This window comes from Glutamicibacter sp. V16R2B1 (assembly GCF_005774635.1).
Lineage (GTDB): Bacteria > Actinomycetota > Actinomycetes > Actinomycetales > Micrococcaceae > Glutamicibacter > Glutamicibacter creatinolyticus.
The window spans coordinates 23,136-50,017 of sequence record NZ_VATX01000003.1 but is presented as its reverse complement, the minus strand read 5'-3'; the positions used below and the strand labels follow the sequence as shown (position 1 = coordinate 50,017).

The window sequence follows — 26,882 nt, the reverse complement described above, 5'->3', positions numbered from 1 at the left end:
CTGCCCTGCGGCAACTGGAGAACCAGTTGCCGCAGGGCAGTTTTGTATTGGGGTGGTGAACCGGTGCCTTGGCTACCAGGCGTACTCGGCCTTCAGGGAGAGCACCGGGCATTCGGCCTGCAACAGGATCCGCTGCGCGGTGCTTCCCATGATGAACTTGCCCACCGGCGAGCGCTTGCGCATGCCGATGACAATGAGTTCGGCCCGCTGGGCACGGGCCACACCCAGGATCTTGTCCGCCGGGTCGGAGCCCAGCGGCGAGCGCTCGATCCAGAAGTCCACTCCCGACGCGGCGAGGCGTTCTTCCAGCTCATGATGCTGCTTGGCATCAATCAGCCGGTTGTCGATGGGGGTATCACCCTTGGACGCGTTGACGACGGTGAGCCGGCTTTGGGAACGCTCGGCTTCGAAGATGGCCCGCTGCAGTGCCGCCTCTCCTTCCGGGGAAGGGATGTATCCGACCACGATGCTCATGAGTGATCCTTCCTTGTATCTTCCCCATGCGGCCGGCTCTGTTCGGCCACATGGCTTCCGCCCTTCAGGTGCTGGTGGTCCAGGGGCGAGAGCTCATTCTCGGTGAGGTTGCCGCCCCCGGCCAGCCCTTGGGCCAGTTCGGAGGAGCCGCCGCGGGAACGGCGGATCACCATGAAGACGACCGGCAGGAGCAGCAGGATGGCAATGATGATGTAGATCGTCACCGCCACCGGCTCGCTCCACAGCCCGGAAACTTCACCGGCACTGAGCTGGAAGGTCTTGCGCAGTTGTTCCTCGGCCATCGGCCCGATGATGACACCTAGGATCAGCGGCAACACCGGCAGTCCGAAGCGGCGCAGTGCGAAGCCGAGCAGCCCGATGACCAGCAGCAGCCACAGGTCCGCGGTCTGCATGTTTACCGAGAACGCGCCCAGCGTGGCGAAGAACAGGATCCCGGCATACAGGTAGGGGCGGGGGATCTGCAGCAGCTTCGCCCAGACCGGGGCCAGTGGCAGGTTGATCAGCAGCAACAGGGTGTTGCCGATGAACAGGCTCGCGATCAGCGCCCACACCAGTGCCGGCTCATTTTCAAACAGCAGCGGACCGGGCTGGATGCCCTTCATGACCAGGAAGGCGAGCATGACCGCGGCGGTGGCGTTGGTCGGCAGGCCCAGGGCGAGCATCGGGGTAAGGGTGCCGGCAGCCGAGGCATTGTTCGCCGCCTCCGGGCCCGCCACACCCTCGATGGCGCCGTGGCCAAACTCCTCGGGGTGCTTGGACAGCTTTTTCTCGGTCACGTAGGACAGGAAGGTTGGCACCTCGGCGCCGCCGGCGGGCAGGGCGCCAAAGGGGAAGCCGTACGCGGTGCCGCGCAGCCACGGCTTCCAGGACCGCTTCCAGTCTTCCTTGCCCATCCACGGGGCGCCGACCGGAATGGTGCGGGTGGGGGTGCGGCGCAGGTGCCCGGCAATCCACAGGGCCTCGCCAATCGCGAAGATCGCGACGGCCACCACCACAATGTCCAACCCGTCCACCAGCGGCGCGAAGCCGAAGGTGAGCCTGCTCTGCCCGGAGACCGGGTCCATACCCACCAAACCGATGGCCAGGCCGAGGCCCAGGGAGGCAAAACCGCGGATCTTGGAGGAACCCAGGACCGCGGTCACGGTAATCAGTGCCAGCACCATGATCGCGAAGTAGCTGGGGGCGCCCAGGCTCACCGCGAACTTCACCACGAAGGGGGCCACCGTCACCAGCAGGGCGGTGCCGATGGTTCCGGCCACGAAGGAGCCGATGGCTGCGGTGGCCAGCGCCTGGGCGGCACGGCCGGCCTTGGCCATCTTGTGCCCCTCGATGGCGGTGATCACCGTTGCGGATTCACCGGGGGTGTTGAGCAGGATGGAGGTGGTTGAACCGCCGTACATGCCGCCGTAGTAGATGCCGGCGAACATGATCAGCGCACTGGAGGTCTCCATTCCGTAGGTGACAGGCAGCAGCAGCGCCACTGCCATGGCCGGACCGATGCCCGGAAGTACACCGACCGCGGTGCCCAGGATGACCCCGGCGAACGCGAACAGCAGGTTGATGGGGGTCAGGGCGGCGGCGAAGCCGTCCATCAGGAGGTTGAGCGTATCCAACTACAACACCCCCGACAGGATCCCGGCCGGCAGCTTGATGCCCAGACCGAGGTAGAAACCATAGAAGGAACCCAGCGCCATGACCAGGGAGATGACCAGGGTCAGGACATAGCGTCGGGCACCCAGGCACAGAGCCGAACCGAAGAACAGCAGCGTGCCGGAGATGACCCAGCCGGCCCAGTTGATCAGCAGGATGTTCACCACGAACACCCCGATCAGCGGCAGCAGGGTTTTCCAGTCCGAGGGCTGGCTCAGGTCCACGTCTTCGCCTTCCTCGCCCTGGGCGAGGTTGCCACGCCATACGGTGATGGCCAGCGCCACGGCGGAGAGGACCAGAATCACCGAGACCACGTAGGGCAGGGCCTTGGGCCCGACCACGTCGGCCTGGGAATACGTCACATGAAGCTGCGACGCGTCAACGAACACCAGGATTCCCACCAAGAGAAGAAACGCGGCGAACAGCAGTTCGACGCGCTTCTTCCTGGTTGTGGCTACTTCGCTCACGCCAGCCCCAGGGCCTTGAGCACGTTGGCCACGCGCTCATCCTGTTCGCTCAGGAAGCTGGAGAAGTCCTCACCGGTCATGAACGCATCGCTCCAGCCGTTGGTCTCCAGTGCTTCCTTCCACTGCTCGGAGTCGTGCATCTTGGTGACGACGTCAATCCACTTCTGCTTGTCGGCGTCCGAGATCTCCGGCGGGGCGACAATGCCGCGCCAGTTGGAGAAGACCAGGTCGATGCCGGACTCCTTGAGTGTCGGGGCATCCACGCCCTCCAGGCGCTCTTCGCCGCTGGTGGCCAGGACGCGCACCGAGCCCTCTTCGATCTGCTGCATGTATTCACCGGCGCCGGAGGCGGCGAACGCCAGCTTGTTGCCCAGGATGGCCGGCAACAGATCCCCGCCGCCGTCGTAGGAAACGAAGTTCACCTTCTTCGGGTCAATGCCCACGGCCTGGGCCAGCTGCATCGGCAGCAAGTGGTCCGGGCCGCCCGGCGAGGAGCCGCCGCCGACCGAAAGCTTGCCCGGATCCTTCTTCCAGGCCTGAACCAAATCGTCGATGGTCTTGTACGGGGAGTCCTTGGAGACCATGATCGCTCCCGGCTCCTCGATGAGCTTGGCAATCGGGGTGGTTTCGGTCAGCTTCGCATCGGATTCGTTGGTGTAGCTGGCGCCCACCACGCCCAGACCCATCAGCATTGACAGGTCCCCGGTGCCCTTTTCATTGACCAGGCGGGCCAGCCCCACGGTGCCCCCGGCACCGGCCAGATTGAAGACCTCGGGGTTCGAAGCAATGTCCGCCTCATCCATGACCTTGGCGGCCACGCGGGCGGTGGTGTCATAACCGCCACCGGCGGTGTTGGGAACCATGATGCGCAGTCCGGCCACCGGTCCACTGTCCGCCGACTGGCCTTCGGACGAGTTCTCGGAGGTGACACCGCAGCCGGTGGCGGTCAGTGCCAGTGCCGCGGCGGCGGCAACGGTGGCCACCTTGCGCAGGGATTTGAAAGTTTTCATCGGATTCGTGCCTCACTACCTTCATTGTTGGGCGAGTGCTTTAGACACTATGGCCCGCGGTGCTGCGCGTCACGTTTGCGTAAGCAGAGTAGATATTGTTCATTGTGTAACCAAAAAATGTGATCCCGCTCTCGCGTCGCTTCGGTACGCTAAAGGGTGGAGAACGCCGCAACATCAATGGCGGCAAGAGGAGAACGGGACACATGAAAACGGCCCATGCCGCGAGGGGACGAAAGCCCGGTCGGCAACTGACTTTGGCCGGGCAATACCTGATCATGCAGCTGTTGATCATCGGGGTCGTTCTCACCGGGGTCATCGCCGTATCGGTGAATCAGGCGACCAACAATTTTGAGAAGTCCGAAACCCGCAGAAGCCTGTCCGCGGCTGAATCCCTGGCTTCCAATCCCCTGCTGCGCGCGCTCCTGCCCGATGCGGCCCCGGAGATGGGTTCGGCCCTGCCTGCCATGGCCGAGTCCGCGCGCAGCATCTCGGGCCTGGATTTCGTGGCCATCGCCGACGCTGCGGGCACGATCATCACCTCCAGCTACCCCGATGAAGTCAACTCCTCCATCCTCACCCCGGACAGCACCGTGACCCAGGGCCGCGCGTGGCGCGGAGAACGCGTCCATGACGGGAAGCATGAACTGATCGCCCACATCCCGGTGCTGAACGAGGAGGGAAAGCTGATCGGGATCGTGGGGGCCGGGCAAAGCTACCCCAATACCGCCGAGCTGCTCCGGGAGATCGCGCCCAGCGTGCTGTTCACCCTGCTGGTGTGCATCCTGCTCGGAGCCGGAGGCTCAGTCCTGCTGGCCCGAAAGGTCAAGCACCAGACCAGGGGAATGGAGCCGCGGGACATCACCAAGCTCTTTGAACATCGCGAGGCGCTGCTGCATGGGGTGAAGGAGGGCGTGATCTCGGTTTCCCCCAACCACCGGATCACCCTGGCCAACGATGTGGCCATTGAACTGCTGCGCCTGCCTGAAGACTGTGTGGGGCGCACATTGGAGGAGCTGAACGTCGCCCCGCAGGTGACCCGTGCCCTTCTCACCCAGCAGGAGGAAGCTGACCGGCAGTTCCTGATCGGGGAGCGGGTTCTGGTCTTCAACCGCATGCCCATCAGCCGCGGGGAACGGGATCTGGGATCGGTGACCACGTTCCGCGACCGCACGGAGCTAAGCCGCCTGGAACAGGAACTGGGTAACACCAAGGCCACCAGCGACATGTTGCGCGCCCAAACCCATGAGTTCGCGAACCAGCTGCATGCGATTTCCGGACTCATCAAACTCGAAGAATATGGGGAAGTGGAGCGTTTCATTGAAGGGGTCAGCCTCAGCCGCAGCCAGTTGTTCGACAGCGTGTCGACCTCGATTGAGGATCCCACGGTGGCAGCACTGCTGATCGCCAAGGCCAGTGTCGCCTCGGAACGTGGCATCCAGCTGGAGCTGAACGAGGAATCCCGCCTCAGCCGGTGCGAAGACGCACTGGCCCGCGACCTGACCACGGTGGTTGGCAACTTGACGGATAATGCAATAGAAGCCGTGACTCAGATTAGTGACGCCCACATCCAGATCACCATCGAAGACACGGATTCCCAAATAGCCATCACCGTCGCGGATAACGGCCCCGGAATTGACGACGGGGTCATTGAGGAGATCTTCGCCCAGGGGTTCTCGACCAAGGACCACCACGCCGCGGGAGGGCGCGGTTTTGGCTTGGCGCTGGCCCGCCTGGTCTGCCAGCGCCACGGCGGGCGCGTGATGGCCAGGAACGACAACGGTGCGCTCTTCACCGCCACACTCGCAAAGTAAAGGACAGCACGCCAGATGATCAAGGTACTGGTGATCGACGACGATTTCATGGTCGCCAAGGTTCACTCCGGCTTCGTGAACAGCATCGACGGGTTCGCCGTGGTGGGGGTCGCGCATAACGGGGCCGAGGCCGTCAAGGCCGTCGAATCACTGAACCCGGCACTGGTGCTACTGGACATCCACCTGCCGGACATCAATGGGCTGGATCTGCTGCAGCAGCTGCGAACGATCAAACCCGACCTGGACGTACTGGTCATCAGCGCCGCCCGGGAAATGGACACGGTCCGCAGGGCCTTGCGCGGGGGAATCGTGCACTACTTGATGAAGCCGTTCTCCCGGGACGATCTCAATGAACGGCTTGAGCATTACCGAAGCTCCTATGCGCCCCTGCAAACCTCGGATCAGCAGCTGCAGCAGGAGGACGTCAATCGGCTCTTCGGATTGGGAAAGGGGCAGGAACACCGGCCACTGCCCAAGGGCTGCAGCATCGAAACGCTGGAGCTCGTGGAGAAGATCCTCAAGCAGGCGCCGCAGCCGATCTCAGCCACCGAAACGGCAGAACAACTCGGCATTTCCCGGGTCAGCGCTCGCCGGTACCTGGAGTATTTGGCGGAGGAAGGGCTGGTGCAGGTGAACCTGAAGTACGGGGGAGTGGGCCGCCCGGAACGACGATACGCGTCTGCCTGAAAAGCCGTTGTATCCGGGATGACGCTTCCACCGGTCGGAGCAGTCGCTGGGGGCGGGGATGGGCGCAGGCATGCGCCAAACCGGGATCAGAAGGCCCGGGGATTCAGCGCCAACCACACGCAATCCCCGGTTTTCCCAATCACGGCCCATGGTCTGGCGGTTCTCAGTAGATGAGAATTTGGCGGGGACATCCCACCGCCCGCGACCTCCTCAGTGGTAGCTTGAAGGTGAATCGAGGAAAACCAAGGACCCTGGGGTTCATTTTCCCCCGACTAGGGAAGCCAGATAGGGGCACACGATGACTTCCAAGCCAGAAACCGACATGAGTGATCTTGCCATTGCCTCGCGAGCGGTGCTCAAGCCAATTTCGCAGATCGCCCGGTCGGCCGGGATCCCGGAGACTGCGGTGGAGCCTTACGGCAGGTACAAGGCCAAGATCGACCCGGCCCTGCTGACTGCTCGCGGTTCCGGTCTGGGAAAGGTGGTCCTGGTCAGCGGCATGTCCCCGACACCCGCGGGGGAAGGGAAATCCACCATGGTGGTGGGCTTGGGTGATGCCTTGGCGGCCGCGGGAACGAAAACCATGATCGCCCTGCGTGAACCCTCTGTGGGCCCGAGTTTCGGCATGAAGGGTGGGGCCACCGGCGGCGGCAAGTCGCAGGTGCTCCCGATGGATGAGATCAACCTGCATTTCACCGGGGATTTCCATGCCATCACCAGCGCGAACAACCTGTTGATGGCACTGATCGACAACCACCTGCACCAGGGAAATTCCCTGGGCATTGATCCGCGGCGCATCACCTTCAAACGCGCGGTGGACATGAACGACCGGGCGCTGCGCAACGTGGTCATCGGCCTTGGCGGACCGGCCGACGGGATGCCGCGGGAAACCGGTTTCGAGATCACCGCTGCTTCCGAGGTCATGGCGGTATTCTGCCTGGCCACCGGGCTGGAGGACTTGCGCGCCCGGCTCGGCCGCATGACCATCGGCTATACCCGCGACAACGCTCCGGTCACCGTGGATGACCTGGGGGCCGCCGGTGCCATGGCCTTGCTGCTCAAGGAGGCGATCAAACCCAACCTCGTCCAGACCATAGGCGGTACCCCCGCCCTCATCCACGGCGGGCCATTCGCCAACATTGCGCATGGCTGCAACTCGGCGGTCGCCACCAATACCGCGCGCACGCTGGCCGACATCGTGGTGACCGAGGCCGGCTTCGGCACCGACCTGGGTGCCGAGAAGTTCATGGACATCAAGGCCCGCTATGCCGGGTGCGACCCGGACACCGTCGTCATCGTGGCCACCATTCGTGCCCTGAAAATGCACGGGGGAGTGTCCCCGGAGCAGCTGCGTGAAGAAGACATTGACGCAGTGCGCGCAGGCCTGACGAACCTCGCCCGGCATGCCTTGAACATCTCGAAGTTCGGTATCCAGCCGGTCATCGGCATCAACCGGTTCACCACGGATACCGAAGCGGAATTGGCGGTGGTCACCGAATGGGCCGCGGCGAACAACATTGAATGCGCCGTGGCCGATGTCTGGGGCCGCGGCGGTGCCGGGGCCGGGGAGCTGGCCGCCGCGGTCTTGCGGGCCATTGAACCACCGAACAATTTCCTTCCGCTGTACGAGCTGACGCAACCGGTTGAGGAGAAGATCCTAACCCTGGTGCGCGAGCTCTATGGCGGAGTGGGCATTGAATATTCTGCCAAGGCAAGGCGGATGCTCGAGCAGATCCACGCCAACGGCTGGGACGACCTGCCGGTGTGCATGGCCAAGACCCAGTATTCGTTCTCCGATGACCCCACGCTCCTGGGAGCCCCTGAAGGATTCACGTTGCAGGTCCGCGAGATCGTTCCCAAGACCGGTGCCGGTTTCATTGTGGCCATCACCGGGGCGATCACAACCATGCCTGGCCTTCCCAAGGCGCCGGCCGCCATGCACATGAATGTCGATGACCAAGGGCGCGCAGTGGGTTTGTCGTAGCGGGGACTACCGCGGAAGCTGGCCGGAAGAAACGACTGACCAACGCGGAGAGCCCGGCAGCGCTAGGAGGGGTTGCACCGCGCACCGCCGTATTTTCGTTTCGGGTACGTCTAGGCTCTGGTTGGGGCAGCGCGCCGGTCAATCCCGGAGGCGATCATATCCAGGCGTTCGATAGCCGCTTCAAATTCACGCAGTGCAGCGAAGAGGTCCTGGTGCTGCCGGCGCAGTTCGGCCATCGATGAATCGTCGGTTGTCGAGCTGGCCAGGTCGAAGCTGACATTAGTACGGGCGCCAGCAAGCGTGGCGCGCAATGAGCCCAAAGCGACCACCACATCGGAAATCAGCGCCTGGTTGCCGTTCAGGGCCAGCCATTCAAGGTCGTCAATGGCCATAACGGCGTGCTTGCCCAGCGTCGCCGAGGCCCGGGCAGCGTTGATGCTGGCTTTCTTGATCGCGGTCTCACGTTCCCTTCCAGGCTCCAGGTGGAACGCGGCGCCGAAGGCCTTGGACGCGGAGGCGTCTTCGTCCGCCAGGCGCAGCGCCGTCTGCCGCAACTCCAAGGCACGGCGTCGAAGGCTCTGCACGTGGGCGGCCTGCGGTTCCTGCGCATCCGTGTAACCGGCAACCATGGAGATCAGGGAGGCGGCAATGGCCAGCATCAATCCGGCACCGGCGCCGCCACCGGGCGAACCGGTGGACTGGGCCAGTGCCGCCGTCCACTGTTCGACGGTTGAGTCCTGGGTGGTGACTGCTTCGGGCTTGTCCATGGCATCAAGTCTCTACTACCTGGGGCCGCAGGCCGCACCGAATGTAAGGAAGCTGAGAATCAACTGCGGCCTGCCCCGGCTCCTGTGCTGTGGGGCTACAAGATCGCGTTGCTAGCCAACCGGCGAGCCACTGTAGTGGGCACGGAGGCGCTCGATTCCCTCATCGATGCTGACTTCCGGCTTCCAGTCCAGGATTTCGTGCGTTTGACGTTGATCGAACCAGTGGGCGGTGGACAGCTGCTCGGCCAGGAATCGGGTCATTGGAGGTTCGTCGGTCACCAGGTTGCGGCGGCCGGCGGCCAGCCACGCTTTTTCAATCACCGATCCCGCGCCGCGGGCCAACCAGCCCGGCACGTTCAGTTTGGGGGCCGGTGCGCCGCCGGCCTGGCAGATTCCCGCCATGAGTTCTCCAACCGGACGTGGTTCCCCGTTGGTTACCACCAGGGCACGGCCGTGGGCATGATCCATGCGTTCCAGCCCTCGCACGATCGCGGCGGCGGCGTTGTCGATGTAGGTGGTATCAATCAGTGCTGCACCCCGGTCCAGCAGGGGCAGCCGGCCCGCCTTGGCGCGCTGGATGACACGCTCGACCAACTGTGTGTCACCCGGGCCCCAGACAACATGCGGCCGGATGGCCGTCACCCGGAATTCGGGCTGGTCCTCCGACAGGGCGATCAGCTCCGCGGCCGCCTTGGAGCGGGCGTAGAACCCGCGGGCGCGTTCCGGGTCGGCGGTGCCCGCCGACTCCCCGGCCAGGGCTGCGCCGAAGTGCGCTACCGAGGGGGAGGAGACGAAGACGAAATCCGAAACCCCGGATTCCTGGGCGGCCTGCAACAGGTTCCTGGTGCCGACGATGTTCGTGGAGACGAACTCGTCCCAGTCCCCGGTGAAGGAGACCTTAGCCGCCAGGTGAATGACCGCGTCCATGCCCTTGGCGGCACGATTGACCGCTCCCTGGTCCGTCAGCGAGCCCAGGACTTCATCCGTGGCGCCGTTCGAAGCACGCCGCTGGAACGTGCGAACATGGTGCCCCTTGGTGCGCAACAATTCGGCGACGGCTCCGCCGAGCAGGCCGCTGGCGCCGGTGACCAGCACCCGGCGCGGTGTTGCTGGGGATTCAGGGGTGCTCATGGTTTGCGGATCCTTCCTCCGGCCAGGGTCTTTTCGGCCCAGGCTGCCAGGGCGGCACGATCAATCTTGGAGTTGTGCCGGATGTCGGTGGGAAGATCCGGGACCACGAGCACCGCCGCCACCTCGACACCGGCGGCGGACACCGCCTCCCGGACCTCGTTGGCCAGGGCCGTGGAGGCCGGGCCGGGCCGTTTGGCGGGCGGTTGGGTTTCCATGACCACCACGGCCACCTGGGTGCCGGCCGGTCCGACACCGACCAGGGCGGTACGTCCGGCGCCGGGCACCGACTCCGCCGCCTGCTCCGCGGCGACCGGGGTCAACGGCCCGCGGGCGGTGCGCACCACGTGGCCCAGGCGGCCTTCGACCCACAGGCGTCCCTCGGCATCCAGGTGGCCAACGTCCCCGGTCCGGTGCCATCCGGGGATGGAGACGCTTTGCTGCTCGGTGATCCAGAGCCTGTCGTAGCGGTCCTTGACGTGGGGAGCCCGAACCAGGATCTCCCCGGTGAGCCCCGGGGTCGTGGTGGGCTCATCCGCCGCGTTCCCGGAGGCGTCCAGGGCAGCGACAGCGATCTGCGCCCCGGCGACGGGGGTGCCGACACAGACGCCATTGCCGTTGCCGGCCGCCCGGATCTCGTCCAGGTCAATGTCCGTCACCGGCAGGGCCTCGGTCATCCCATAGGGGGTGTGCACCCCGGCGTGGGGGACCAGCTGTTGAACCTTGGCCAACAGGGGCTCGGGCACCGGTGCCCCGGCCGAGAGCATCAGGGTGACCTGCTCCAGGACCTGGCGTTGCCCGGCATCCAGACGCCCGCTGGTGGCCACCACGTTGGCCAGGGCGGCCGGGGAGGCGAACACCGTGCTTGCGTTGACCGCCGCGGCGGCATCGGCCAGGGCGGCGGCGGTGAGCGTGCGCGGCGCGGTGACATCCATGTCCGGGGTGACCGAGGTGGCACCCAGCGCCGGGCCGAGCAGCGCGAAGGGCGCAAACCCGGCCACCAGCGCGGAGCCGGCCTTCAGGTCGTAGGTTTCGGCCAGGGTGTCGCGCATGGCGGCCAGCTGCCGGTGCGTGTAGACCACGCCCTTGGCCGGGCCGGTCGAGCCGGAGGTGAAGAGCACCGCGGCGTCCGCGTCCGGATCGGCGGCCGTAAAATCGTCGGCGGTGGGCTTGGTGGCGGCACCGGTGAGCAGCAGTTCTGGCACCGTGTGCGCCACGCCCAACATTTTGAGCTTTGCCGACGGCAGGTCATCCACGGCCACCTTGGTGCCAGGCCAGCCCAGCGCCCGGGCCCCGGTCAGGGCGCGTTCAATGCCGATCAGGTAGTCCGGCCCGGCGCCGCGGATGGCCCGGCCCAGCCCCTTGGTTCCCAAACCGGCATCGGCGACCACGATCACGGCGCCCAGCCGCAGGCAGGCGTAGATCAGGGAGGTCAGTTCGATGCCCGGGGGCACCAGCAGGTTGACCCGGCTGCCCGAGCGGACCCCGATGCTGGCCAGCCCGGCGGCCAGGGTGTTCACCCGGTGGCCCAGGTCCGCCCAGGACAGGGTGCGTGGTGGGCTGACGTCCACCACTGCCGCGGTGTTGTCCTGGGTGCGGGCATCCAGTTCGGCCAGCATGGGCCGGTAGCCGTTCAGCGGTTCGGCACGCCCCGCAGACCCGTCCTGCCGGTTCTGCCTGTCCAACCAGTCGAAGATGGGGGTGGCAATGTCGCGGTCCTCGGGCAGCAGGTGTCCCGCGCCTTCGAAGCGGTGCACCTGGGCGTGGGGGAGCCGGGACATCAAGTCCCGCAGGTAGCGGTCGGAGAAGACCGGGTCCTTGGGCCCCCACAGCAGCAGGGCCGGAACGAAGAGCGTGCGAAGGGATTCGGCAATGGACTCCAGGGTGGAGCGGCTGGGGTGGTCCGGGGCGAAGGGGATGTCGGCAACAAAGTTCGCCACCCCATCGCGCCGCTCGGCGCTGGTGTACGGTGCCATGAACGCCTCACGGGTGCCAGGATCCAGTTTGGGGTGGGCCAGCGAATGGGTTACCCGCAGGAACGCGTCGGTGCTCTTGGTTCCCCAGCCGTGCACGGCCGGGTGGGAGGCAAGGCGCAGCGCGGCAGGCATCTGGAACCCCGCAGGGTGCACCGCGGTGTTGGTCAGCACCACCCCGGCCAGCTGCTGCTGGTGTTCCAAAGCCCAGCCCAGGGAAATGATGCCGCCCCAATCGTGTCCCACCGTGATGACCGGGCCGTCCAAGCCCAAGGCAGCGGTCAGATCCCCGAGGTCGTTGACCCGGTCGGCCAACCGACGCAGGACCCCGGTGCGCGGGGAGAAGCCCATGTCCAGCTGGTCCACTGCCACCACCCGCCAGGGCAGGGCATGGGCCGAGACGTGGTTGAGCAGCTCGCGCCACAGGTAGGACCAGGTGGGGTTGCCGTGCACGCACAGCAAGGTGCCCACGGGGCTGATTTCGCGTTCTTCCAGTTCGCCATGGTTGTCCAGCAGGTGCCACCGGTGCGTGGTGCCGGCCGGATCCACCGCGGAGGTGGAGGGCACTTCGAGATAGCCCGAGTACCGTGCAGCGACACCGGGAAAAATCTCAGTTACCAAGCCAGCTCCATCATGGTGGTGTTCAGTCCCGAGCCCACGCCCATGCACAGCACGCGGTCGCCGGGCTTGAGGGTTTCGGCTTCCTGCGACAGGGTCATCGGCAGCGAGGCCGGGCCGACATTGCCCCACTTGGGGAAGGTGACCGGCACCCGGTCACGGATCAGGCCCACCGCCTTGATGATGGCGTTGGTGTAGGACTTGGAGACCTGGTGGGTGACGTAACGGTCCATTGAACGCCAATCCCAGCCGGACTGGTGCGCCTCTTGCCAGGCGTTGACCACCAGGTCCAGCCCGTTATCCAGCAGCCCCTTGGTGTCGGTGTACATGCCGGCCGGCCCGCCGACGCACAATTCGTGGTGCTGGGTGCCGGCTCGGGAAACTCCGCCCACGATTCGGTGGCCGCCGGGGTGTTCGTCGGCGGGGCCCACCACTGCGGCGGCGGCCCCCGACCCCAGGGTGAGGGTGGCGAATTCGCGCAGGTAGTCTTCGCGGGTGGAATTTTCCGCATTCAGCCGCTGGAACGTGGTTTCCTGGGTGGGCTGGGCGTCTTCCCCGGCCACGATCAGCGCGTACTTGATCTGTCCGGAGTCGATCATGTTCGCCGCCAGGGACATGCCGTTGACGAACCCGAGGCAGGCGTTGGCCACGTCGAAGTTCATCGCCGAGGAGGGCAGCCCCAGGTCGTGGTGGATCTTGGAGGCCACCGAGGGTTCCAGGTTGCGCCGGGTCACCGACGTGTTGATCAGCAGGCCGATCTGCCCCGGCTCGATGCCGGCTTCGGCCAGGGCCTTGCCGCCGGCTTCCACCGCGGCGTCGTCAAAACCGGTGCCCTCCGACCACCAGCGGCGTTCCTTCACTCCAGAGGCGCGTTCGAGCAGTTTCTTGGACAGTCGCAAACGTTTCAGGCTGGGAGCAAGTCGCTCGTCGAATTCGGCGGAGCTGAGCACCACCGGTGCCTGCACCCTATTGACGGCCAAAAGGGCCACGTTGTGATGCCTAAACGTTGCGTTGCCGTTCAATATCAAGCCTTCGTGTCGTGCCGACGCGGACCCTTTGGGGCCCGCACCGAAAAATGGTCGCCGGTTCCGCAGGGTCGCCGACGGAGAATAGTCTGTTCTTACCGTATTCCTTCCTGTGGGCCAGCGCATAAGCGAAAGCGAAGTTTTCAGCGAATAGCAGGAAAAATCTGGATCATTCATAGGTTTCTGTGTGACTCACCCGCCTTTCGGCCAGTCCTGCTACACGCCCATGCAGTGGGTGCGTGGGCGTGGCCCCGGCACGGTTCTGGGCACCAGCCTGATGGGGGACTGGCAGAAGCGCCCGGCAATCACCTGGGCAGTGGTAGTCTCCGTCGTACTATCGGAGCAACACGGTATGGGTACAGCGACATTTTCTTGGGAAGGAACTGCCATGGACGCCATGGATCAACAGGGCAATGCCGTGATGGTGGACGTCACGAACTGGAAGCAGCCGCAGAACCTGCACTGGTCCTTCCAGCACATGGCCGACTTCCTGCCCACCGCGCCCATCGCACGGGGGTCCGGGCCGGTGGCCGAGCTGCCGGCCGCGCACCGTGACCTGGATTCGGTGCTGGTTCCGGGCACCGTGCCCGGGCAGGCACCGGTCAGCGTGGGAGCGGTCATGGCCTCGACCAACACCGACGGGTGGATGCTGCTGCACCGCGGCCAGGTGCTCACCGAACAGTATTTCGGGCAGATGAACGCAGACTCGGTCCACCTGCTGATGTCGGTGAGCAAATCCCTGATCGGGGTGGTGGCCGGCGCGCTCTGCGACGCCGGGACGCTGGATGCCGATGCCCAGCTCACCGACTATCTTCCCGAACTGGAGGGCACAGGGTACGCCGGGGCGACGATCCGCCACCTGCTGGACATGCGTTCGGGCATCAACTTCTCCGAGAACTACCTGGACCCGCTCTCGGGCATCCGGCTGCTGGAGCAGGCCATTGGCTGGGCCCCCACCCTCGCACCCGGGCCCACGGGAATGTACCCCTTCCTGAAGACGCTGCAGCGCAAGACCGCGCACGGTGGATTCTTTGAATACCGTTCCTGCGAAACCGACATGCTGGGGTGGGTGTGCGAGGCCGCCGCCGGGCAACCCATGGCGCAGCTGATGTCCGCGGTGCTCTGGGGCAAGATCGGCGCCGAGGCGGACGCCGTCCTTGACATTGACCAGTTCGGGACCGGCACCTTTGACGGGGGGATCAGCGCCAGCCTGCGGGACATGGCCCGCTTCGGGTCCATGCTGCTGAACGACGGTGTCTCCCTGAGCGGGCAGCGGGTGCTCTCCTCGACGTGGATGGCCGAAACCCTGGCGGGGGCACCGGATTCGCGGGACGCCTTTGCCACCAGCCTCGGCGACTACCGGATGCCCGGCGGCATGTACCGCAACCAGCTCTGGTTCCCCTACTCGGGCAATGACGTGTTCCTGTGCATGGGGATCCACGGCCAGCTGGTCTACATCAACCGTCCGGCCGAAGTCGTGGCCGTCAAGCTCTCCAGTTGGCCGCTGCCGCAGGAACCGGCCAAGCTCTTCGCCACGCTCGGTGCCTTTGACGCCATCGCCGCCGCGCTGCTCGTGGAAACCTCGACCGCCCCGGAACCCGGAGCCGCGGCCGCCGGTCCGGCAACCGCCCCTGGCCAGTAGGCCAAAGGCGCCCGGGTCCCACGATCGGGGACACCGCACGGGCCGGTGCCCTTAGCCGAGGATCGGCGCGATGCGTTCCGGCTCGTGCCACAGGCGACGGGATTCCAGGTACCAGAAGTATGAGAACAGCCCGATCTCGAACCATTCGACAATGAACAGCGCCTGGGAGATCCCCAACGCCTCAAGGACGGGCCAGGCGATGAGCCCTGCGGCCATCAACCCCACCAGCACCGCGTAATGCCAGCTGCGCTCGCCGGCCCCGCCACCCGGGCACAGCCGGGCCGGGCCCACATGGCTGGCGATGGCGATGCCCATGCTGCCGATCATCAAGGCCGCGGCCGAGGCATGCACCCCGGCAAATTCTGCCCCCCCGATCGTTCTCCAGGTCAGCAGCACCAGAAATCCGGTCAGCAGCACCACCCCGATGAGGGTCAGCACGGTGGTGGGCAGGTTGTGCATGAACTCCCGGCGCGGCCACCGCTTGGTGCGCCAGCCGAGCCACGCGAAAACTGCGGTCACCACCAGGATGGCAATGATTGCCACGCGCACCGAGAGCACCAGCTTCACCCGTTCGCCCTGCGATAGCTCCTGCAGCGTCTGCCCGAGCTTCGTGGGCACCAGTGCCACGAACATGGCGTAGAACCCCGCCAGGTTCAGCGACAGGTCTTCCAGGGGCGGGCCGCTATATACCACCAGCAGCACCCCGGTGGTGACCAGCATGGCCACGAACAGGTCGCGCGCGGGACCCAGATAGTAGGAGCTGATGGATGATTCAATCCGCTGGTTCACGACGCCGTAGACGATGATGGCCACCACCAGCAGCAGCGGAACGACCAGCAGCATCAGGCGCACATAGCGCAGAGTATCGCGGCCGTAGAACGATTGCACAGAGTTGCCCATACCTGATTGTGCAATGCCCGGGCCGCGCTGGCCAGCGTTCGGCAGGCGTCCCTTGGCAAGGCTGAAGAGCACCTTAAGCGGCAAGGTCAGCGCCGGTTTTTCTCATAAAGCTCTCGTGCACCCGTCATGTGAGTCTCACGAACGTCTAATTACGGTCTCACAAGGGATTTCTAGTGTTGGGGACATGATCAGACGCATACTTATCATTCTCGTCGTGCTGGCCGTTCCGGCCGGTCTGGCGACGGCCAGCCAGCTGCTGGCCGACACCGCCAATCCACCGACCCCGCCCCAAGAGCCGGTGGTTGTCGAACTCTCCCCAGCCCCGGACACCCCCAAGCCGGACACCCCCAAGCCGGAAACTGCCAAACCCGGAACCTCCGCGCCGGGTACCGAAGCTCCGGGGGAGGCCGAGCCGGTGCCACCGGCCCGGCAGGAGCCGACTTCCATCCCGCCCTCAGCCAACCCGGGGACCACTCCCACAACCGAATCCGATTCTGACGATGACGTTGCGGATGACCGGGGCGGTGAGGACGATGACTAAGACCATTGACACGCAAACCCCCGCCGGGCACCCACGGCGCCAGACCCCGGACGGCGGCACCGAGACGGCCGCGGCGAAGCAGCCGGTCCAGGGCCAGGGTTCGGCGGTCTCCGCCCGCTGGCGGATCGTTGGCTGGATCGTGGTCACCACCGCGCTGACCCTGCTGGCCGTCACCACCACCATGCGCTCGGTGATGTCCGGACAGATCGCCGAGGCCGCGAACGCCGGCATCACCCAGGAGATCCAGGAGTTCCGCACCTTCGCCGCCGAGGGACTGGACCCGCAGACCGCCAAGCCGTTCACCTCCATGGATGAGCTAATGGAACGCTACGTCGCCCGCCAGCAGCCGGTGGCCGGTGAAGCGATCATCGGTGAGGCCGGGCAGCAGGTGTACACCGCCCAGGGCGCACTGGACCAGGCCGGGGACCGCCTGGCCGCGGACCACGCCCTGCTGCAGCGCATCGTGCAGGACCCACAGTCCTCCGGCGTGTACGACACCAGCCATGGGCCGGTGCGCTGGGCGAAGGCCGAAGCCACCGGTGAGGGGACCGCGGTCGCCGACCCGTCCACCGAGGCGCACCTGGTGGTTGCCCACTTCACCGGGGCCGCACAGGAGCAGGCCGACCGGCACACCGTGCTGCTGCTGGCCATCGCCGCCGGCGGCCTGGCGTTGACCGCCGGGATCGCCTGGCTGGTGGCCCGGCACATCATGCGCCCGATCCGCGCGGTGCGCGAAACCGCCGAGCAGATCACAGCCCAGGACCTCTCGGCCCGCATCCCGGTGCACGGCCGGGATGACCTGGCGCAGCTGGCCGAGACGGTCAACGCCATGCTGGACCGGGTGGAGGGATCCCACCTGGCCCAACGCCACTTCATCGCCGAGGCCCGGGCACACCTGTCCGAACCGCAGCACCGCCTCGCCGTTGCGGTGCGCGAACTGGCCCGCGTGGAGCTGTCCACCACCAAGCGCTCCCACATAGCCGCCCAGGCGCAGGACCTGATTGGGCAGATGGGCCAGTGCCTGGCGGACCTGGAAATCCTGGCCCAGAGCACGAACCCCGGTTTCGTTGCCCCACAGTGGGCGTCCGTCGGGGAGGTGACCGCCCAGATCGCCGCGCAGGCCTCGGGCAGCGACCTGCTGGCCGGACGCCACCTGGCGATCGAGGCCACCTCCGCCACCAAGGCCTGGCTGGATCCGGCGCGCATCACCGACGCGCTGCGCCAGCTGATCGGCAACGCCGTGCAGTTCACCGGCCCGGGGGACACCATCCACCTGGGTTCGGCGGTCACCGGCGGCACCGCCAGCTTCTGGGTCCAGGACCACGGGGCGGGGCTGGAGGCCGAGCAGGCCCGCAGCCTGCTGGAAAGCTACCGCACCCAGGGTGCGGACCGCGGCCAGCCGGGCATGGGCCTGGGCCTGGCGGTGGTCAAGGCGGTCGCCGAAGCCCACCGGGGCAGCGCCTGGGTGGAATCCAGCGCCGGGCAGGGCACCTGCTTCGGAATCAGCTTCGGCGCCGACGCCCTGGCCCCGGCCGCCGCCGGCAGTGAACGCTTCGCCGACTGCATGGCCAGCACCCTGGGAGCCGAGTCATGACCGGCACCAGGCAGCGCACCCGCAGCACTGAGCGCTTCCGCTACAGCACCGCCCCGGCCGTTGCCGGGCCGGTCCCCGAGGCGCGCACCGCCCGGGCGTGGAGCCGGCAGCGTTGGGCCGCGGTCATCGCCGCCGTGCTGCTGGCCGGGTTCATCACCTGGTGCATCCTCAGCGTGTTCGAGCAGCCGGCGGATCCGGGCACGGCGCTGCCGGCCCAGGGGGCGCTGACCCTGGGCGTGTTCGCGGTGGCGATCTGGCTGTGGATCTTCTCCCCGGTCTCCGACACCTACGTGGCGCTGGGCGCCGCCCTGGTGCTGGTGCTGATGGGGGTGCTGCCCGAAGCCGAGCTGTTCGCCTCCCTGGGGGAGGACACCATCTGGCTGCTGCTGGCCGCGTTCGTCATCGCCGCCGGGATCACCGCCACCGGGCTGGCCACCCGGGCCGCGGCCTACATCGTGGCCGGGGCGCGCACCCCGCGCCAGCTGGTGCACCTGGTGACCGGGGTGCTGGTGGCCACCGCCTTTGCGGTGCCCTCCACCTCCGGACGGGCCGCCTTGGCCATCCCGGTGTTCGTGGCCCTGGCCAAGGCGCTGGGCGACCGGCCGCGGGTGGTGCTGGCCCTGTCCCTGGTCTTCCCCTCGGTGATCCTGCTTTCCGCGGTCGGCTCCTACCTGGGGGCCGGGGCGCACCTGATCACCAGCCAGATCCTGCAGGCCTCCGGGTTCAGCGGATTCTCCTTCGCCTCCTGGCTGCTCTACGGGCTGCCGCTGGCGTTCGTCTCATCCCACCTGGCGGCCGAACTGATCCTGTGGATGTTCACCGGCCACCAGGACCGCAAGGCCCGGCTGTCGGTGAGCCTGGAGCAGCTGCAGCAGAACTCGCCGGTGCCGTTGACCGGTCCGCTGAGCGTGGCCCAGTCCCGGGCGGCCCTGCTGGTGGCCGCGGTGGTGGTGCTGTGGTGCACCGAACCGCTGCACCAGCTGCACCCGGCGATCGTGGCGCTGCTCGGCGCGCTGCTGGTGACCAGCCCGGGCTTCGGATCGGTGCCGCTGGCCAAGGCGCTGAAGGCGGTGCCGTGGGCGATGCTGATCTTCATGGCCGCCACCCTCACCCTGGGCACCGCGCTGGCCAACACCGGGGCCGCCGGTTGGCTGGCCAACAGCGCCCTGGCCCCGGTCAAGCACCTGGGCCAGGCCGCCGGGTGGGTGTTCGCGGTGCTGGTCATCGTGATCTCCGCCGCCGCCCACCTGGTCATCCAGTCCCGTTCGGCCCGCTCGGCGGTGCTGATCCCGCTGGTGATCTCCCTGGCGCCCGGGCTCGGGGTCAACGCGGTGGCGATCGCCTTCGCCTCCACCGCGGCCGCCGGTTTCTGCCACACCCTGACCAGCAGCGCCAAACCGGTGAACCTGTTCTCCGATATCGAGGACGTGCCCACCTACACCCCGGCCCACCTCCTACGGCTGAGCGCGGTGCTCGGCCCGCTGATGGTGCTGCTGGTCGTGGTCTTCGCCTTCTGGGTCTGGCCGGCCATGGGCCTGCCGCTGATGCTCTAGCTCCAGCGCCGACCGGCACCCGGTCCCAACATTTTCACCCATCCACCCACCATCCAACCTTCCCCAGCTCAACAAAGGAGTTCCCCCATGGCTCACGCACTGCCCCAACGTATTCTTGTCGCCCCGTCCGGATTCAAGGAGTCCCTGGACGCCGACGCTGTCGCCGCCGCCATCGGCGCCGGGGTGCGCCGCGCCCTGCCCGGCGCCATGGTCAAGGCCGTACCGATCGCCGACGGCGGCGAAGGCACCGCCAAGACCCTGGCCGCCGCCACCGGCGGACGGCTGATCCCGGTCACGGTCACCGGCCCGGTCGGCCAGCCGGTCGAAGCCCACTACGCGATGCTCGGAGGGGATGCGTCCGGGACCGCCGTGGTGGAAATGGCGGCAGCCGCTGGGCTGCGCCTGGTGCCCCACGACCAGCGCGATCCCGGGCTCACCACCAGCCGCGGGGTCGGGGAGCTGATCGCCGCGGCCATCGATGCCGGCGCGCAGCAGATCCTGGTCGGCTGCGGGGACTCGGGCACCTCCGACGGGGGCATGGGCGCCCTGCAGGCCCTGGGCGTGCGGATCCTGGACGCCGTGGGCAACGAGGTTCCCGCCGGAGGAAACCACCTCTGCCGCATCGACAGCCTGGACCTTTCCGGCCTGCATCCGGCGCTCGCCGACCGGAGCGTTCCGCTCACCCTGGCACTGAACCAGCACAATGTGCTGACCGGGGCGCGCGGGGTGGCCCGCGTCTTCGGGCCGCAGAAGGGCGCCACCCCTCAGCAGGTGGAGGCCATGTCGGCCGGGTTCGAGCACTGGGCCGCGGTGCTGCGCCGCGACGCCCTGGACTCGGCGCGCACCACCGATTTCGCCACCGCCCCGGGCACCGGGGCCTCCGGGGGACTGGGGGCCGGCCTGGCCGCCGTTGGGGCCAGCCTGTTGCCGCGCTTTGAGGCCCTGCTGGACTCCGGGCTGGCGGGCATCGACCTGGACGGGCTGCTGCGCGGGGCGGACCTGGTGATCACCGCAGAAGGGGCGATTGACTTCCAGACCCCGCGCGGCAAGGTGCCGGCCGAGGTGGCCCGGCGCGCGGCCCTGCACGGCGTACCGGTGGTGGCGCTGGCCGGCACCCTGGGCCGCGGCTGCCGCGACGTGCACGATATCGGCATCGACGCCATCGCCTCGATCGTGCCGATTCCCATGACGCTGCGCGAAGCCGTTGACGACGGGGAGCGCCTGCTGGTTGAAGCGGCCGAACGCTTCATGCGCACCATCATCCTTGGCGCCTCCATGGCCGCGGCCCGGCTAAGTGCGCGCGACGCCTGGTAAACAAGCAGAAGCGGTCGCCGTCTTTCCTCGCCGGGAAGCCGGCGGCCGCTGCCTGAACTGCGCCGGCCCACCTACCGGCAAGACCGCGGATTTACCGGAGCGTGTTTTCGCCATGCCCGCCCTCCTGGGCAAACGGTACTGTTCTCCTGGTTCGGCCGTTGCACGTAGCAGCGATGCCTAGGACTTGCCCGGGTGTGGCGTGAAAAACTGCGGCTGAGGGCAATAAACGGTACGCTTATATGTGGGTCTCCAGGTTGTACCGGAACCCACGATGAAAAATATCTCCCAAGACTGCGACACCGTAGGTCCCGACCGCTTCTAGATCGCGGTCCTCGGTAGTGGCTTTCGCTTTGGAACGCACCGAAGCGCGAGTCTCGATCGAAGACCAGATCTGGGTAGGGCTACACGGTTCGCCATGTCCCAAACATTGGGAGCGACCGAAAGGAGCACCCCCTTAATGGAGGGTCCAGAAATCCAATTTGCCGAGGCAGTCATTGACAATGGCCGCTTCGGACAGCGCACCATCCGCTTCGAGACCGGCCGCCTTGCCAAGCAGGCCGCTGGTTCGGCAATGGTCTACATTGACGAAGAAACCGCACTGCTCTCGGCCACCACTGCCGGCAAGCACCCGCGTGAGGGCTTCGACTTCTTCCCGCTGACCGTGGACGTCGAGGAGCGCATGTACGCTGCCGGCCGCATCCCGGGCAGCTTCTTCCGTCGTGAAGGCCGTCCCTCGACCGAGGCCATCCTGGCCTGCCGTCTGATGGACCGCCCGCTGCGTCCGGCCTTCGTCAAGGGCCTGCGCAACGAGGTCCAGGTAGTCGTCACCGTCATGGCCATCCACCCGGATGAGCTCTACGACGTGGTCGCCATCAACGCCTCCTCCATGTCCACCCAGCTCTCCGGTCTGCCGTTCTCCGGCCCGATCGGTGGCGTACGCGTGGCCCTGGTTGACGACGGCAACGGCCCGCAGTGGGTTGCCTTCCCGCGCCACTCCGAGCTGAAGAACGCCGTGTTCAACATGGTGGTTGCCGGGCGTATCGCCGGTGACGATGTCGCCATCATGATGGTCGAGGCCGAAGCCACCGACCACGCCTGGGAACTGATCAACGAGCGCGGTGCCCAGGCCCCGACCGAAGAGATCGTCGCCGAGGGTCTGGAGGCTGCCAAGCCGTTCATCAAGGTGCTGTGCGAGGCCCAGGCCGACCTGGCTTCCCGCGCCGCCAAGGAAACCGTTGAGTTCCCGATCTTCCGCGACTACGAGGAAGACGTGTTCGCAGCCGTCGAGGCCAAGGCCACTTCCAAGCTGACCGAGATCTACCAGATCGCCGGCAAGCAGGACCGCGACAACGCGGCATCGGCCTACAAGGAAGAAATCGTCGCCGAGCTGTCGGGCGAAGGCGCAGAATTCGCCGATCGTGCCGGGGAAATCTCCAAGGCCTTTGGCGCCGTCACCAAGCACGTGGTGCGCCAGCGCATCCTGACCGACCAGGTGCGCATGGACGGGCGCGGTCTGGCCGACATCCGTCAGCTCTCGGCCGAGGTCGAGGTGCTGCCGCGTGTTCACGGTTCGGCCATCTTCGAGCGTGGCGAAACCCAGATCATGGGCGTGACCACCTTGAACATGCTGAAGATGGAGCAGCAGATCGACTCGCTGAGCCCGGTCACCTCCAAGCGCTACATGCACAACTACAACTTCCCGCCGTACTCGACCGGTGAAACCGGCCGCGTGGGTTCGCCCAAGCGCCGCGAAATCGGCCACGGTGCCCTGGCCGAGCGTGCGCTCGTGCCGGTGCTGCCGTCGCGCGAGGAGTTCCCGTACGCGATCCGCCAGGTCTCCGAGGCGCTGGGCTCCAACGGCTCGACCTCGATGGGTTCGGTCTGCGCCTCGACCCTGTCGCTGCTGAACGCCGGTGTGCCGCTGAAGGCACCGGTGGCCGGTATCGCCATGGGCCTGGTCTCGGACACCGTGGACGGGGAAACCCGCTACGCCGCCCTGACCGACATCCTGGGCGCCGAAGACGCCATGGGTGACATGGACTTCAAGGTGGCCGGTACTTCCGAGTTCATCACCGCGATCCAGCTGGACACCAAGCTGGACGGCCTGCCGGCCTCCGTGCTGGGCGCCGCACTGACCCAGGCCCGCGAAGCGCGCCTGCACATCCTGAACGTGCTCAACCAGGCCATCGACACCCCGGATGAGCTCAGCGTCAACGCGCCGCGCATCATCTCGGTGAAGATCCCGGTTGACAAGATCGGCGAGGTCATCGGCCCCAAGGGCAAGATGATCAACCAGATCCAGGAAGACACCGGCGCGGACATCTCCATCGAGGACGACGGCACCGTGCTGATCGGCGCCACCGACGGCACCGCCGCCGAGGCTGCCCGTTCGGCGATCAACGCGATCGCCAACCCGCAGGTTCCCGAGGTGGGCGAACGCTACCTGGGCACCGTCGTGAAGCTGACCACCTTCGGTGCGTTCGTTTCGCTGACCCCGGGCAAGGACGGTCTGCTGCACATCTCCGAGCTGCGCAAGATCAACGACGGCAAGCGCGTCGAAGATGTTGAGGACGTTGTCTCGGTGGGTCAGAAGATCCAGGTTGAGATCACCAAGATTGATGACCGCGGCAAGCTCTCGCTCGCCCCGGTCGTGGAGGAAGAGGCACTGGCTTCGGCCGAGTAAGCTTCCCACTTCATTACGCCAGGCCCTGGCCCGCTACTTGCGGGCCAGGGCCTGGCGTTTAATGGTGGCGCTGAGCCGAAGGATAACAAGAAGATTGAGCAGCAGTGCCCGCGTCGCCTTGGCAGGGGAGGAAAGCCAGGGAAGGGCGCGTAGCTCCGAGACGGGCTACGATCATCTGATGACAAACAAAAAAGTGCCATCGATTCCGTCCACGGAGTTCGTGCTCACCAGCGGAGATGGCCTAGAGCGTACAGGTCTGGTCGTCTCGGGTTTGGGCACGGTGCTGGGCATCCTGTTGTTGGTGACCTCCGGCTCCCCGGTGCTGTTGGGGCTAATTCCCATTGGACTGCTGCTGATGATCACCGGTTATACCAAAAAGTCTTCAACCGCTAACGTAGCCGCGTTCATTTTGGAAATGGAACGGTTCGAAGCCAGCTATGCAACTGATGGACGCACGCACCAGCCCCCGGCAGCAGCCGAATAAACCTCGGGCCGCTCACCCACGCCTCGTCCCGTGCAGACAGAGGGTCCTAGAAGATCTTCTTGCGGAATCCCAAGCCCTTGCCGAGGCGAATGAGCTTGTCAGATGGATTGTGTAAGCCCCTAGTCACCTCTGGTTTTCAGGGCTTGTAATACTCAGTTCACGTACGGCTCGACACGTTCCGGGTAAGCCATCGCCAGCTGCTGCAATGCCTGTTTCCACCCGTTCGTCCCAGCGCCTTCCACCAGGTGCGTACCTGCACCAGCGCGCGGGGTGCGGCCTTTCTTGGCAGCGTCCTTGAACCGTTCACGGGCCCGCTTATCCTCGATATTGCAGATCGCCAGCCACAGCATCTTTACCGCCGCCGTATCGGACGGGAAATGCCCTCGGGATTTAGTGACCTTGCGCAGCTGGTAGTTCATCGACTCAATCGCGTTCGTCGTATAAATGACCTTCCGCAATTCAGGGGCGAACTCCAAGAACGGGGTGAACCTTTCCCACGCGTTGCGCCAGGTCGCCACCGCCGAGGGGTACTTGCGCCCCAACTCGCTGGCCTCGAAGTCCTCCAACGCCGCCTGCGCCGCCTCGATGCTCGGAGCAGTGTAAATGCTCTTCAACTGGGCACTGACCGCCCTGCGGTCGGTGTAGGACACGAACCGGTTCGCCGCCCTGATCAGGTGCACCACGCAGGTCTGCACCGTGGCCTTGGACCAGGTCGCCTCGATCGCCTCGGGGAATCCGGTCAGCCCGTCGCAGCAGGCGATCAGCACGTCCTTCACGCCTCGATTGGCCAATTGGGCGCACACCTGAGCCCAGAACTTCGCACCCTCATTCTCGGTCACCCAGATGCCCAGCACGTGTTTGATGCCCTCCACGCTCACCCCGACGGCCATGTGTGCGGCCTTATTGCGTACTTGGTGCCCGTCGCGGACCTTGATGACGATCGCATCCAGGTACAGGATCGGGTAGAACTCCTCCAAGGGCCGTTCCTGCCATGCAGCGACTTCATCCAGCACCTCGTCGGTGATCTTGCTGATGGTGTCGTGGGACAGTTCGGTGCCGATGGTGGTTTCCAGGTGGTAGGCGATATCCCGCACGGTCATGCCCCCGGCGTACAGGGACACGATCATCTCATCCAGGCCACCGGTACGCCGCGACCCCTTGGGCACCAGGGTGGGGGTGAACGTTCCGGCCCGGTCCCGCGGGATCTGCAGGTCCACGTCCCCGGCCACCGTGGATACGGTCTTGGGGTAGGAACCGTTGCGGGAATTCGGGGCGAACCGTCCTTGCCCGTCGCCCTTTTCGTATCCCAAGTGTTCAGTCAGTTCGGACTTTAGCCCGCGCTCCAGTCCGGCGCGGATGATCTGCTGAATAAACCCGTCCTTGCCATCGAGCTGGATCTCTCCTCGGTCGATAAACCCCATGAGCTCATCGAACGCCCCGGACTCTTTGACCGCGTCCATGGAACCCAGGGCGGCGAGTTTCTCGGCAACGTCGGAGGCATTTTTCATCGGGGTCTGATCCTGGTCTTTCTCAACGGTCATCGTGTGTTCTTCCTAGTCGTTTCTATCAATTGACTAGAGGTCTTACACAATCCCTCTGACAGGCTCAGGCGAATACTGAGATTGCCGCGGGAAGACAGGGTAAACGGGCCGGCCTTCTTGGAAACAGATGGTCCGGACTTGTACACGTTCAACGTCAGACCCTTACCGAGCTTCTTACGTTTACGAAAGACAAAGCCCACAGCAATCCCCGCCTTAAATCGATGTATACCGACACCATCAGCGTACGTCGCTGGTGGCAAAGAGGCGAGGGCTGAAATGGAAATTCAACTTTGGGCGGGAAACTAACCGACTAAAGCGCCATCGTCCAGGTGCTGTTCCCAGAACGTACGCAGTTGTGCGCTCTTACGGGACACCACAGACAACCAGTCTTCGATGGTGGTACTGCTGTCCGCGAAGTCTGAAGGCACCTTGAAGATCTGCAGCGGTACATTGAAGCGTTGGCAGATGCTGGCGTAGGCATAGCCTTCCATGTCCACCAGGGCGGCACCCGACCCGGCGATGCGAGAGCGCTGATGATCATCACTGACGAAGACATCGCCGGTGGCCATGGTCAGTTGGTGTTCGGGAACGATGAGCTCACCCCTGGGGGCAAGCGGCTCAGTTTCCAAGGGAAAGTCGTGCTGCAGCACCCTGGTCACCTGGTAGACAGTGTCCATGTCGGGGCGATCCGCACCGTCCGCGACAACCCCAGCAGTTCCGAGCACGACGACTCGTTGGATATCGCCCTGGGCGAGTGCCCCGGCCAGCGCTGTTGCCGCATTGATTTTCCCGATGCCAGTGACCAGATGCTCGACATCGCTGAATGCGGTAGCTTCTCCAGGATGGGCGAACACGTACAAGGACTTCTGGTCCGGCATGGATTTCCCTTCGTCTGTGGTCTCCGGGCGTGCGCCGCAGAGCATCCAATCCATTTTAGCGCCGACTAAAACAGTCAGAACTGACGCAGTACGCCGATATCCACGAATCCTCGGTTCAACTGGGCGTTTATCGGCGT

At 65.8% G+C, this 26,882-nt stretch carries 22 protein-coding genes; 10 read left to right on the top strand and 12 right to left on the bottom strand.

Going from position 1 to position 26,882, the window contains the following annotated elements; genetic code table 11:
- Window positions 1-72 precede the first annotated feature (72 nt).
- Genes FDN03_RS01080 through FDN03_RS01065 form a run of 4 tightly spaced genes read right to left on the bottom strand, consistent with a single transcriptional unit; the run spans window position 73 to window position 3,622 of the window.
- Complete coding sequence (locus FDN03_RS01080; protein ID WP_138173268.1) at window positions 73-474, bottom strand: universal stress protein; 402 nt, start codon at window positions 472-474, stop codon at window positions 73-75.
- A complete protein-coding gene (locus tag FDN03_RS01075) occupies window positions 471-2,108 on the bottom strand; it encodes a tripartite tricarboxylate transporter permease (protein ID WP_249354161.1) in 1,638 nt (545 codons plus the stop codon). Before FDN03_RS01075 ends, FDN03_RS01080 begins: the two co-directional genes overlap by 4 nt.
- A complete protein-coding gene (locus tag FDN03_RS01070; protein WP_138173266.1) occupies window positions 2,109-2,612 on the bottom strand; it encodes a tripartite tricarboxylate transporter TctB family protein in 504 nt (167 codons plus the stop codon). It abuts the gene before it with no gap.
- The gene (locus FDN03_RS01065) at window positions 2,609-3,622 is read right to left on the bottom strand and encodes a tripartite tricarboxylate transporter substrate-binding protein (RefSeq protein ID WP_138173264.1); all 1,014 of its coding nucleotides are present in this window, start codon (window positions 3,620-3,622) and stop codon (window positions 2,609-2,611) included. Before FDN03_RS01065 ends, FDN03_RS01070 begins: the two co-directional genes overlap by 4 nt.
- A 203-nt stretch (window positions 3,623-3,825) precedes the next feature.
- On the opposite strand from FDN03_RS01065, the gene FDN03_RS01060 reads away from it, so the two are divergent.
- The 3 genes from FDN03_RS01060 (at window position 3,826) to FDN03_RS01050 (ending at window position 8,104) form a co-directional block, all read left to right on the top strand.
- Window positions 3,826-5,433 (top strand): sensor histidine kinase, encoded by a 1,608-nt coding sequence (locus FDN03_RS01060; protein ID WP_249354159.1) that lies wholly within the window; start codon window positions 3,826-3,828, stop codon window positions 5,431-5,433.
- Between the two features lie 15 nt (window positions 5,434-5,448).
- On the top strand, window positions 5,449-6,120 hold the full coding sequence (locus tag FDN03_RS01055) for a response regulator (protein ID WP_054821038.1): 672 nt from the start codon (window positions 5,449-5,451) through the stop codon (window positions 6,118-6,120).
- Window positions 6,121-6,418: 298 nt separating this feature from the next.
- Window positions 6,419-8,104, top strand: a complete 1,686-nt coding sequence (locus FDN03_RS01050; RefSeq protein WP_138173262.1) for a formate--tetrahydrofolate ligase — start codon at window positions 6,419-6,421, stop codon at window positions 8,102-8,104.
- A 110-nt stretch (window positions 8,105-8,214) separates the two neighbouring features.
- On the opposite strand, the gene FDN03_RS01045 is transcribed toward FDN03_RS01050, so the two are convergent.
- From FDN03_RS01045 to FDN03_RS01030, 4 genes are all read right to left on the bottom strand, one after another.
- Window positions 8,215-8,871, bottom strand: coding sequence for a cyclodeaminase/cyclohydrolase family protein (locus FDN03_RS01045; protein ID WP_138173260.1), 657 nt, complete (start codon window positions 8,869-8,871; stop codon window positions 8,215-8,217).
- 111 nt (window positions 8,872-8,982) lie between these two features.
- The gene (locus tag FDN03_RS01040; RefSeq protein WP_138173258.1) at window positions 8,983-10,002 is read right to left on the bottom strand and encodes an NAD-dependent epimerase/dehydratase family protein; all 1,020 of its coding nucleotides are present in this window, start codon (window positions 10,000-10,002) and stop codon (window positions 8,983-8,985) included.
- Window positions 9,999-12,593, bottom strand: a complete 2,595-nt coding sequence (locus tag FDN03_RS01035; protein WP_138173256.1) for an alpha/beta fold hydrolase — start codon at window positions 12,591-12,593, stop codon at window positions 9,999-10,001. The genes FDN03_RS01040 and FDN03_RS01035 overlap by 4 nt, the downstream gene beginning before the upstream one ends.
- Window positions 12,587-13,612, bottom strand: a complete 1,026-nt coding sequence (locus tag FDN03_RS01030; RefSeq protein ID WP_171021082.1) for a 3-oxoacyl-ACP synthase III — start codon at window positions 13,610-13,612, stop codon at window positions 12,587-12,589. The genes FDN03_RS01035 and FDN03_RS01030 overlap by 7 nt, the downstream gene beginning before the upstream one ends.
- A 391-nt stretch (window positions 13,613-14,003) precedes the next feature.
- Between FDN03_RS01030 and FDN03_RS01025 the strand changes: the two genes are divergently transcribed.
- Complete coding sequence (locus FDN03_RS01025; RefSeq protein WP_212743847.1) at window positions 14,004-15,257, top strand: serine hydrolase; 1,254 nt, start codon at window positions 14,004-14,006, stop codon at window positions 15,255-15,257.
- Window positions 15,258-15,308: 51 nt separating this feature from the next.
- On the opposite strand, the gene FDN03_RS01020 is transcribed toward FDN03_RS01025, so the two are convergent.
- Window positions 15,309-16,157 carry a hypothetical protein gene (locus FDN03_RS01020; protein ID WP_138173252.1) on the bottom strand — a complete coding sequence of 283 codons (849 nt, stop codon included), beginning with the start codon at window positions 16,155-16,157 and terminating at the stop codon, window positions 15,309-15,311.
- A gap of 184 nt (window positions 16,158-16,341) precedes the next feature.
- Between FDN03_RS01020 and FDN03_RS01015 the strand changes: the two genes are divergently transcribed.
- From FDN03_RS01015 to FDN03_RS00990, 6 genes are all read left to right on the top strand, one after another.
- The gene (locus FDN03_RS01015) at window positions 16,342-16,698 is read left to right on the top strand and encodes a hypothetical protein (RefSeq protein ID WP_138173250.1); all 357 of its coding nucleotides are present in this window, start codon (window positions 16,342-16,344) and stop codon (window positions 16,696-16,698) included.
- Window positions 16,691-18,292, top strand: coding sequence for a HAMP domain-containing sensor histidine kinase (locus tag FDN03_RS01010; RefSeq protein ID WP_171021081.1), 1,602 nt, complete (start codon window positions 16,691-16,693; stop codon window positions 18,290-18,292). The genes FDN03_RS01015 and FDN03_RS01010 overlap by 8 nt, the downstream gene beginning before the upstream one ends.
- Window positions 18,289-19,845 carry an SLC13 family permease gene (locus FDN03_RS01005; protein WP_138173246.1) on the top strand — a complete coding sequence of 519 codons (1,557 nt, stop codon included), beginning with the start codon at window positions 18,289-18,291 and terminating at the stop codon, window positions 19,843-19,845. Before FDN03_RS01010 ends, FDN03_RS01005 begins: the two co-directional genes overlap by 4 nt.
- Window positions 19,846-19,932: 87 nt before the next feature.
- The gene (locus FDN03_RS01000; RefSeq protein ID WP_138173244.1) at window positions 19,933-21,159 is read left to right on the top strand and encodes a glycerate kinase; all 1,227 of its coding nucleotides are present in this window, start codon (window positions 19,933-19,935) and stop codon (window positions 21,157-21,159) included.
- Window positions 21,160-21,616: 457 nt separating this feature from the next.
- Complete coding sequence (locus FDN03_RS00995; RefSeq protein WP_138173242.1) at window positions 21,617-23,842, top strand: polyribonucleotide nucleotidyltransferase; 2,226 nt, start codon at window positions 21,617-21,619, stop codon at window positions 23,840-23,842.
- 94 nt (window positions 23,843-23,936) lie between these two features.
- A complete protein-coding gene (locus FDN03_RS00990; RefSeq protein WP_138173240.1) occupies window positions 23,937-24,326 on the top strand; it encodes a hypothetical protein in 390 nt (129 codons plus the stop codon).
- Window positions 24,327-24,478: 152 nt separating this feature from the next.
- Here the strand turns inward: FDN03_RS00990 and FDN03_RS00985 are convergent, their stop codons facing one another.
- The 3 genes from FDN03_RS00985 to FDN03_RS00975 all read right to left on the bottom strand — a co-directional run bounded on the left by FDN03_RS00985 (window position 24,479) and on the right by FDN03_RS00975 (window position 26,790).
- A complete protein-coding gene (locus FDN03_RS00985) occupies window positions 24,479-25,867 on the bottom strand; it encodes an IS256 family transposase (RefSeq protein ID WP_138173238.1) in 1,389 nt (462 codons plus the stop codon).
- Entirely contained in the window at window positions 25,864-26,067 is a 204-nt protein-coding gene (locus tag FDN03_RS00980; RefSeq protein WP_138173236.1) for a DUF4236 domain-containing protein, read from the bottom strand. Before FDN03_RS00980 ends, FDN03_RS00985 begins: the two co-directional genes overlap by 4 nt.
- 102 nt (window positions 26,068-26,169) lie before the next feature.
- A complete protein-coding gene (locus FDN03_RS00975) occupies window positions 26,170-26,790 on the bottom strand; it encodes a purine-nucleoside phosphorylase (protein ID WP_249354156.1) in 621 nt (206 codons plus the stop codon).
- Window positions 26,791-26,882: the final 92 nt, after the last annotated feature.

Coding starts and splice junctions, on each gene's coding strand:
- FDN03_RS01060 (WP_249354159.1), top strand. CDS start 3,826: ATGAAAACGGCCCATGCCGCGAGGGGACGAAAGCCCGGTCGGCAACTG.
- FDN03_RS01025 (WP_212743847.1), top strand. CDS start 14,004: ATGGACGCCATGGATCAACAGGGCAATGCCGTGATGGTGGACGTCACG.
- FDN03_RS00975 (WP_249354156.1), bottom strand. CDS start 26,790: ATGCTCTGCGGCGCACGCCCGGAGACCACAGACGAAGGGAAATCCATG.
- FDN03_RS00995 (WP_138173242.1), top strand. CDS start 21,617: ATGGAGGGTCCAGAAATCCAATTTGCCGAGGCAGTCATTGACAATGGC.
- FDN03_RS01050 (WP_138173262.1), top strand. CDS start 6,419: ATGACTTCCAAGCCAGAAACCGACATGAGTGATCTTGCCATTGCCTCG.
- FDN03_RS01055 (WP_054821038.1), top strand. CDS start 5,449: ATGATCAAGGTACTGGTGATCGACGACGATTTCATGGTCGCCAAGGTT.
- FDN03_RS01065 (WP_138173264.1), bottom strand. CDS start 3,622: ATGAAAACTTTCAAATCCCTGCGCAAGGTGGCCACCGTTGCCGCCGCC.
- FDN03_RS01015 (WP_138173250.1), top strand. CDS start 16,342: ATGATCAGACGCATACTTATCATTCTCGTCGTGCTGGCCGTTCCGGCC.
- FDN03_RS01000 (WP_138173244.1), top strand. CDS start 19,933: ATGGCTCACGCACTGCCCCAACGTATTCTTGTCGCCCCGTCCGGATTC.
- FDN03_RS01010 (WP_171021081.1), top strand. CDS start 16,691: ATGACTAAGACCATTGACACGCAAACCCCCGCCGGGCACCCACGGCGC.
- FDN03_RS01080 (WP_138173268.1), bottom strand. CDS start 474: ATGAGCATCGTGGTCGGATACATCCCTTCCCCGGAAGGAGAGGCGGCA.
- FDN03_RS01005 (WP_138173246.1), top strand. CDS start 18,289: ATGACCGGCACCAGGCAGCGCACCCGCAGCACTGAGCGCTTCCGCTAC.
- FDN03_RS01020 (WP_138173252.1), bottom strand. CDS start 16,157: ATGGGCAACTCTGTGCAATCGTTCTACGGCCGCGATACTCTGCGCTAT.
- FDN03_RS01045 (WP_138173260.1), bottom strand. CDS start 8,871: ATGGACAAGCCCGAAGCAGTCACCACCCAGGACTCAACCGTCGAACAG.
- FDN03_RS00985 (WP_138173238.1), bottom strand. CDS start 25,867: ATGACCGTTGAGAAAGACCAGGATCAGACCCCGATGAAAAATGCCTCC.
- FDN03_RS01040 (WP_138173258.1), bottom strand. CDS start 10,002: ATGAGCACCCCTGAATCCCCAGCAACACCGCGCCGGGTGCTGGTCACC.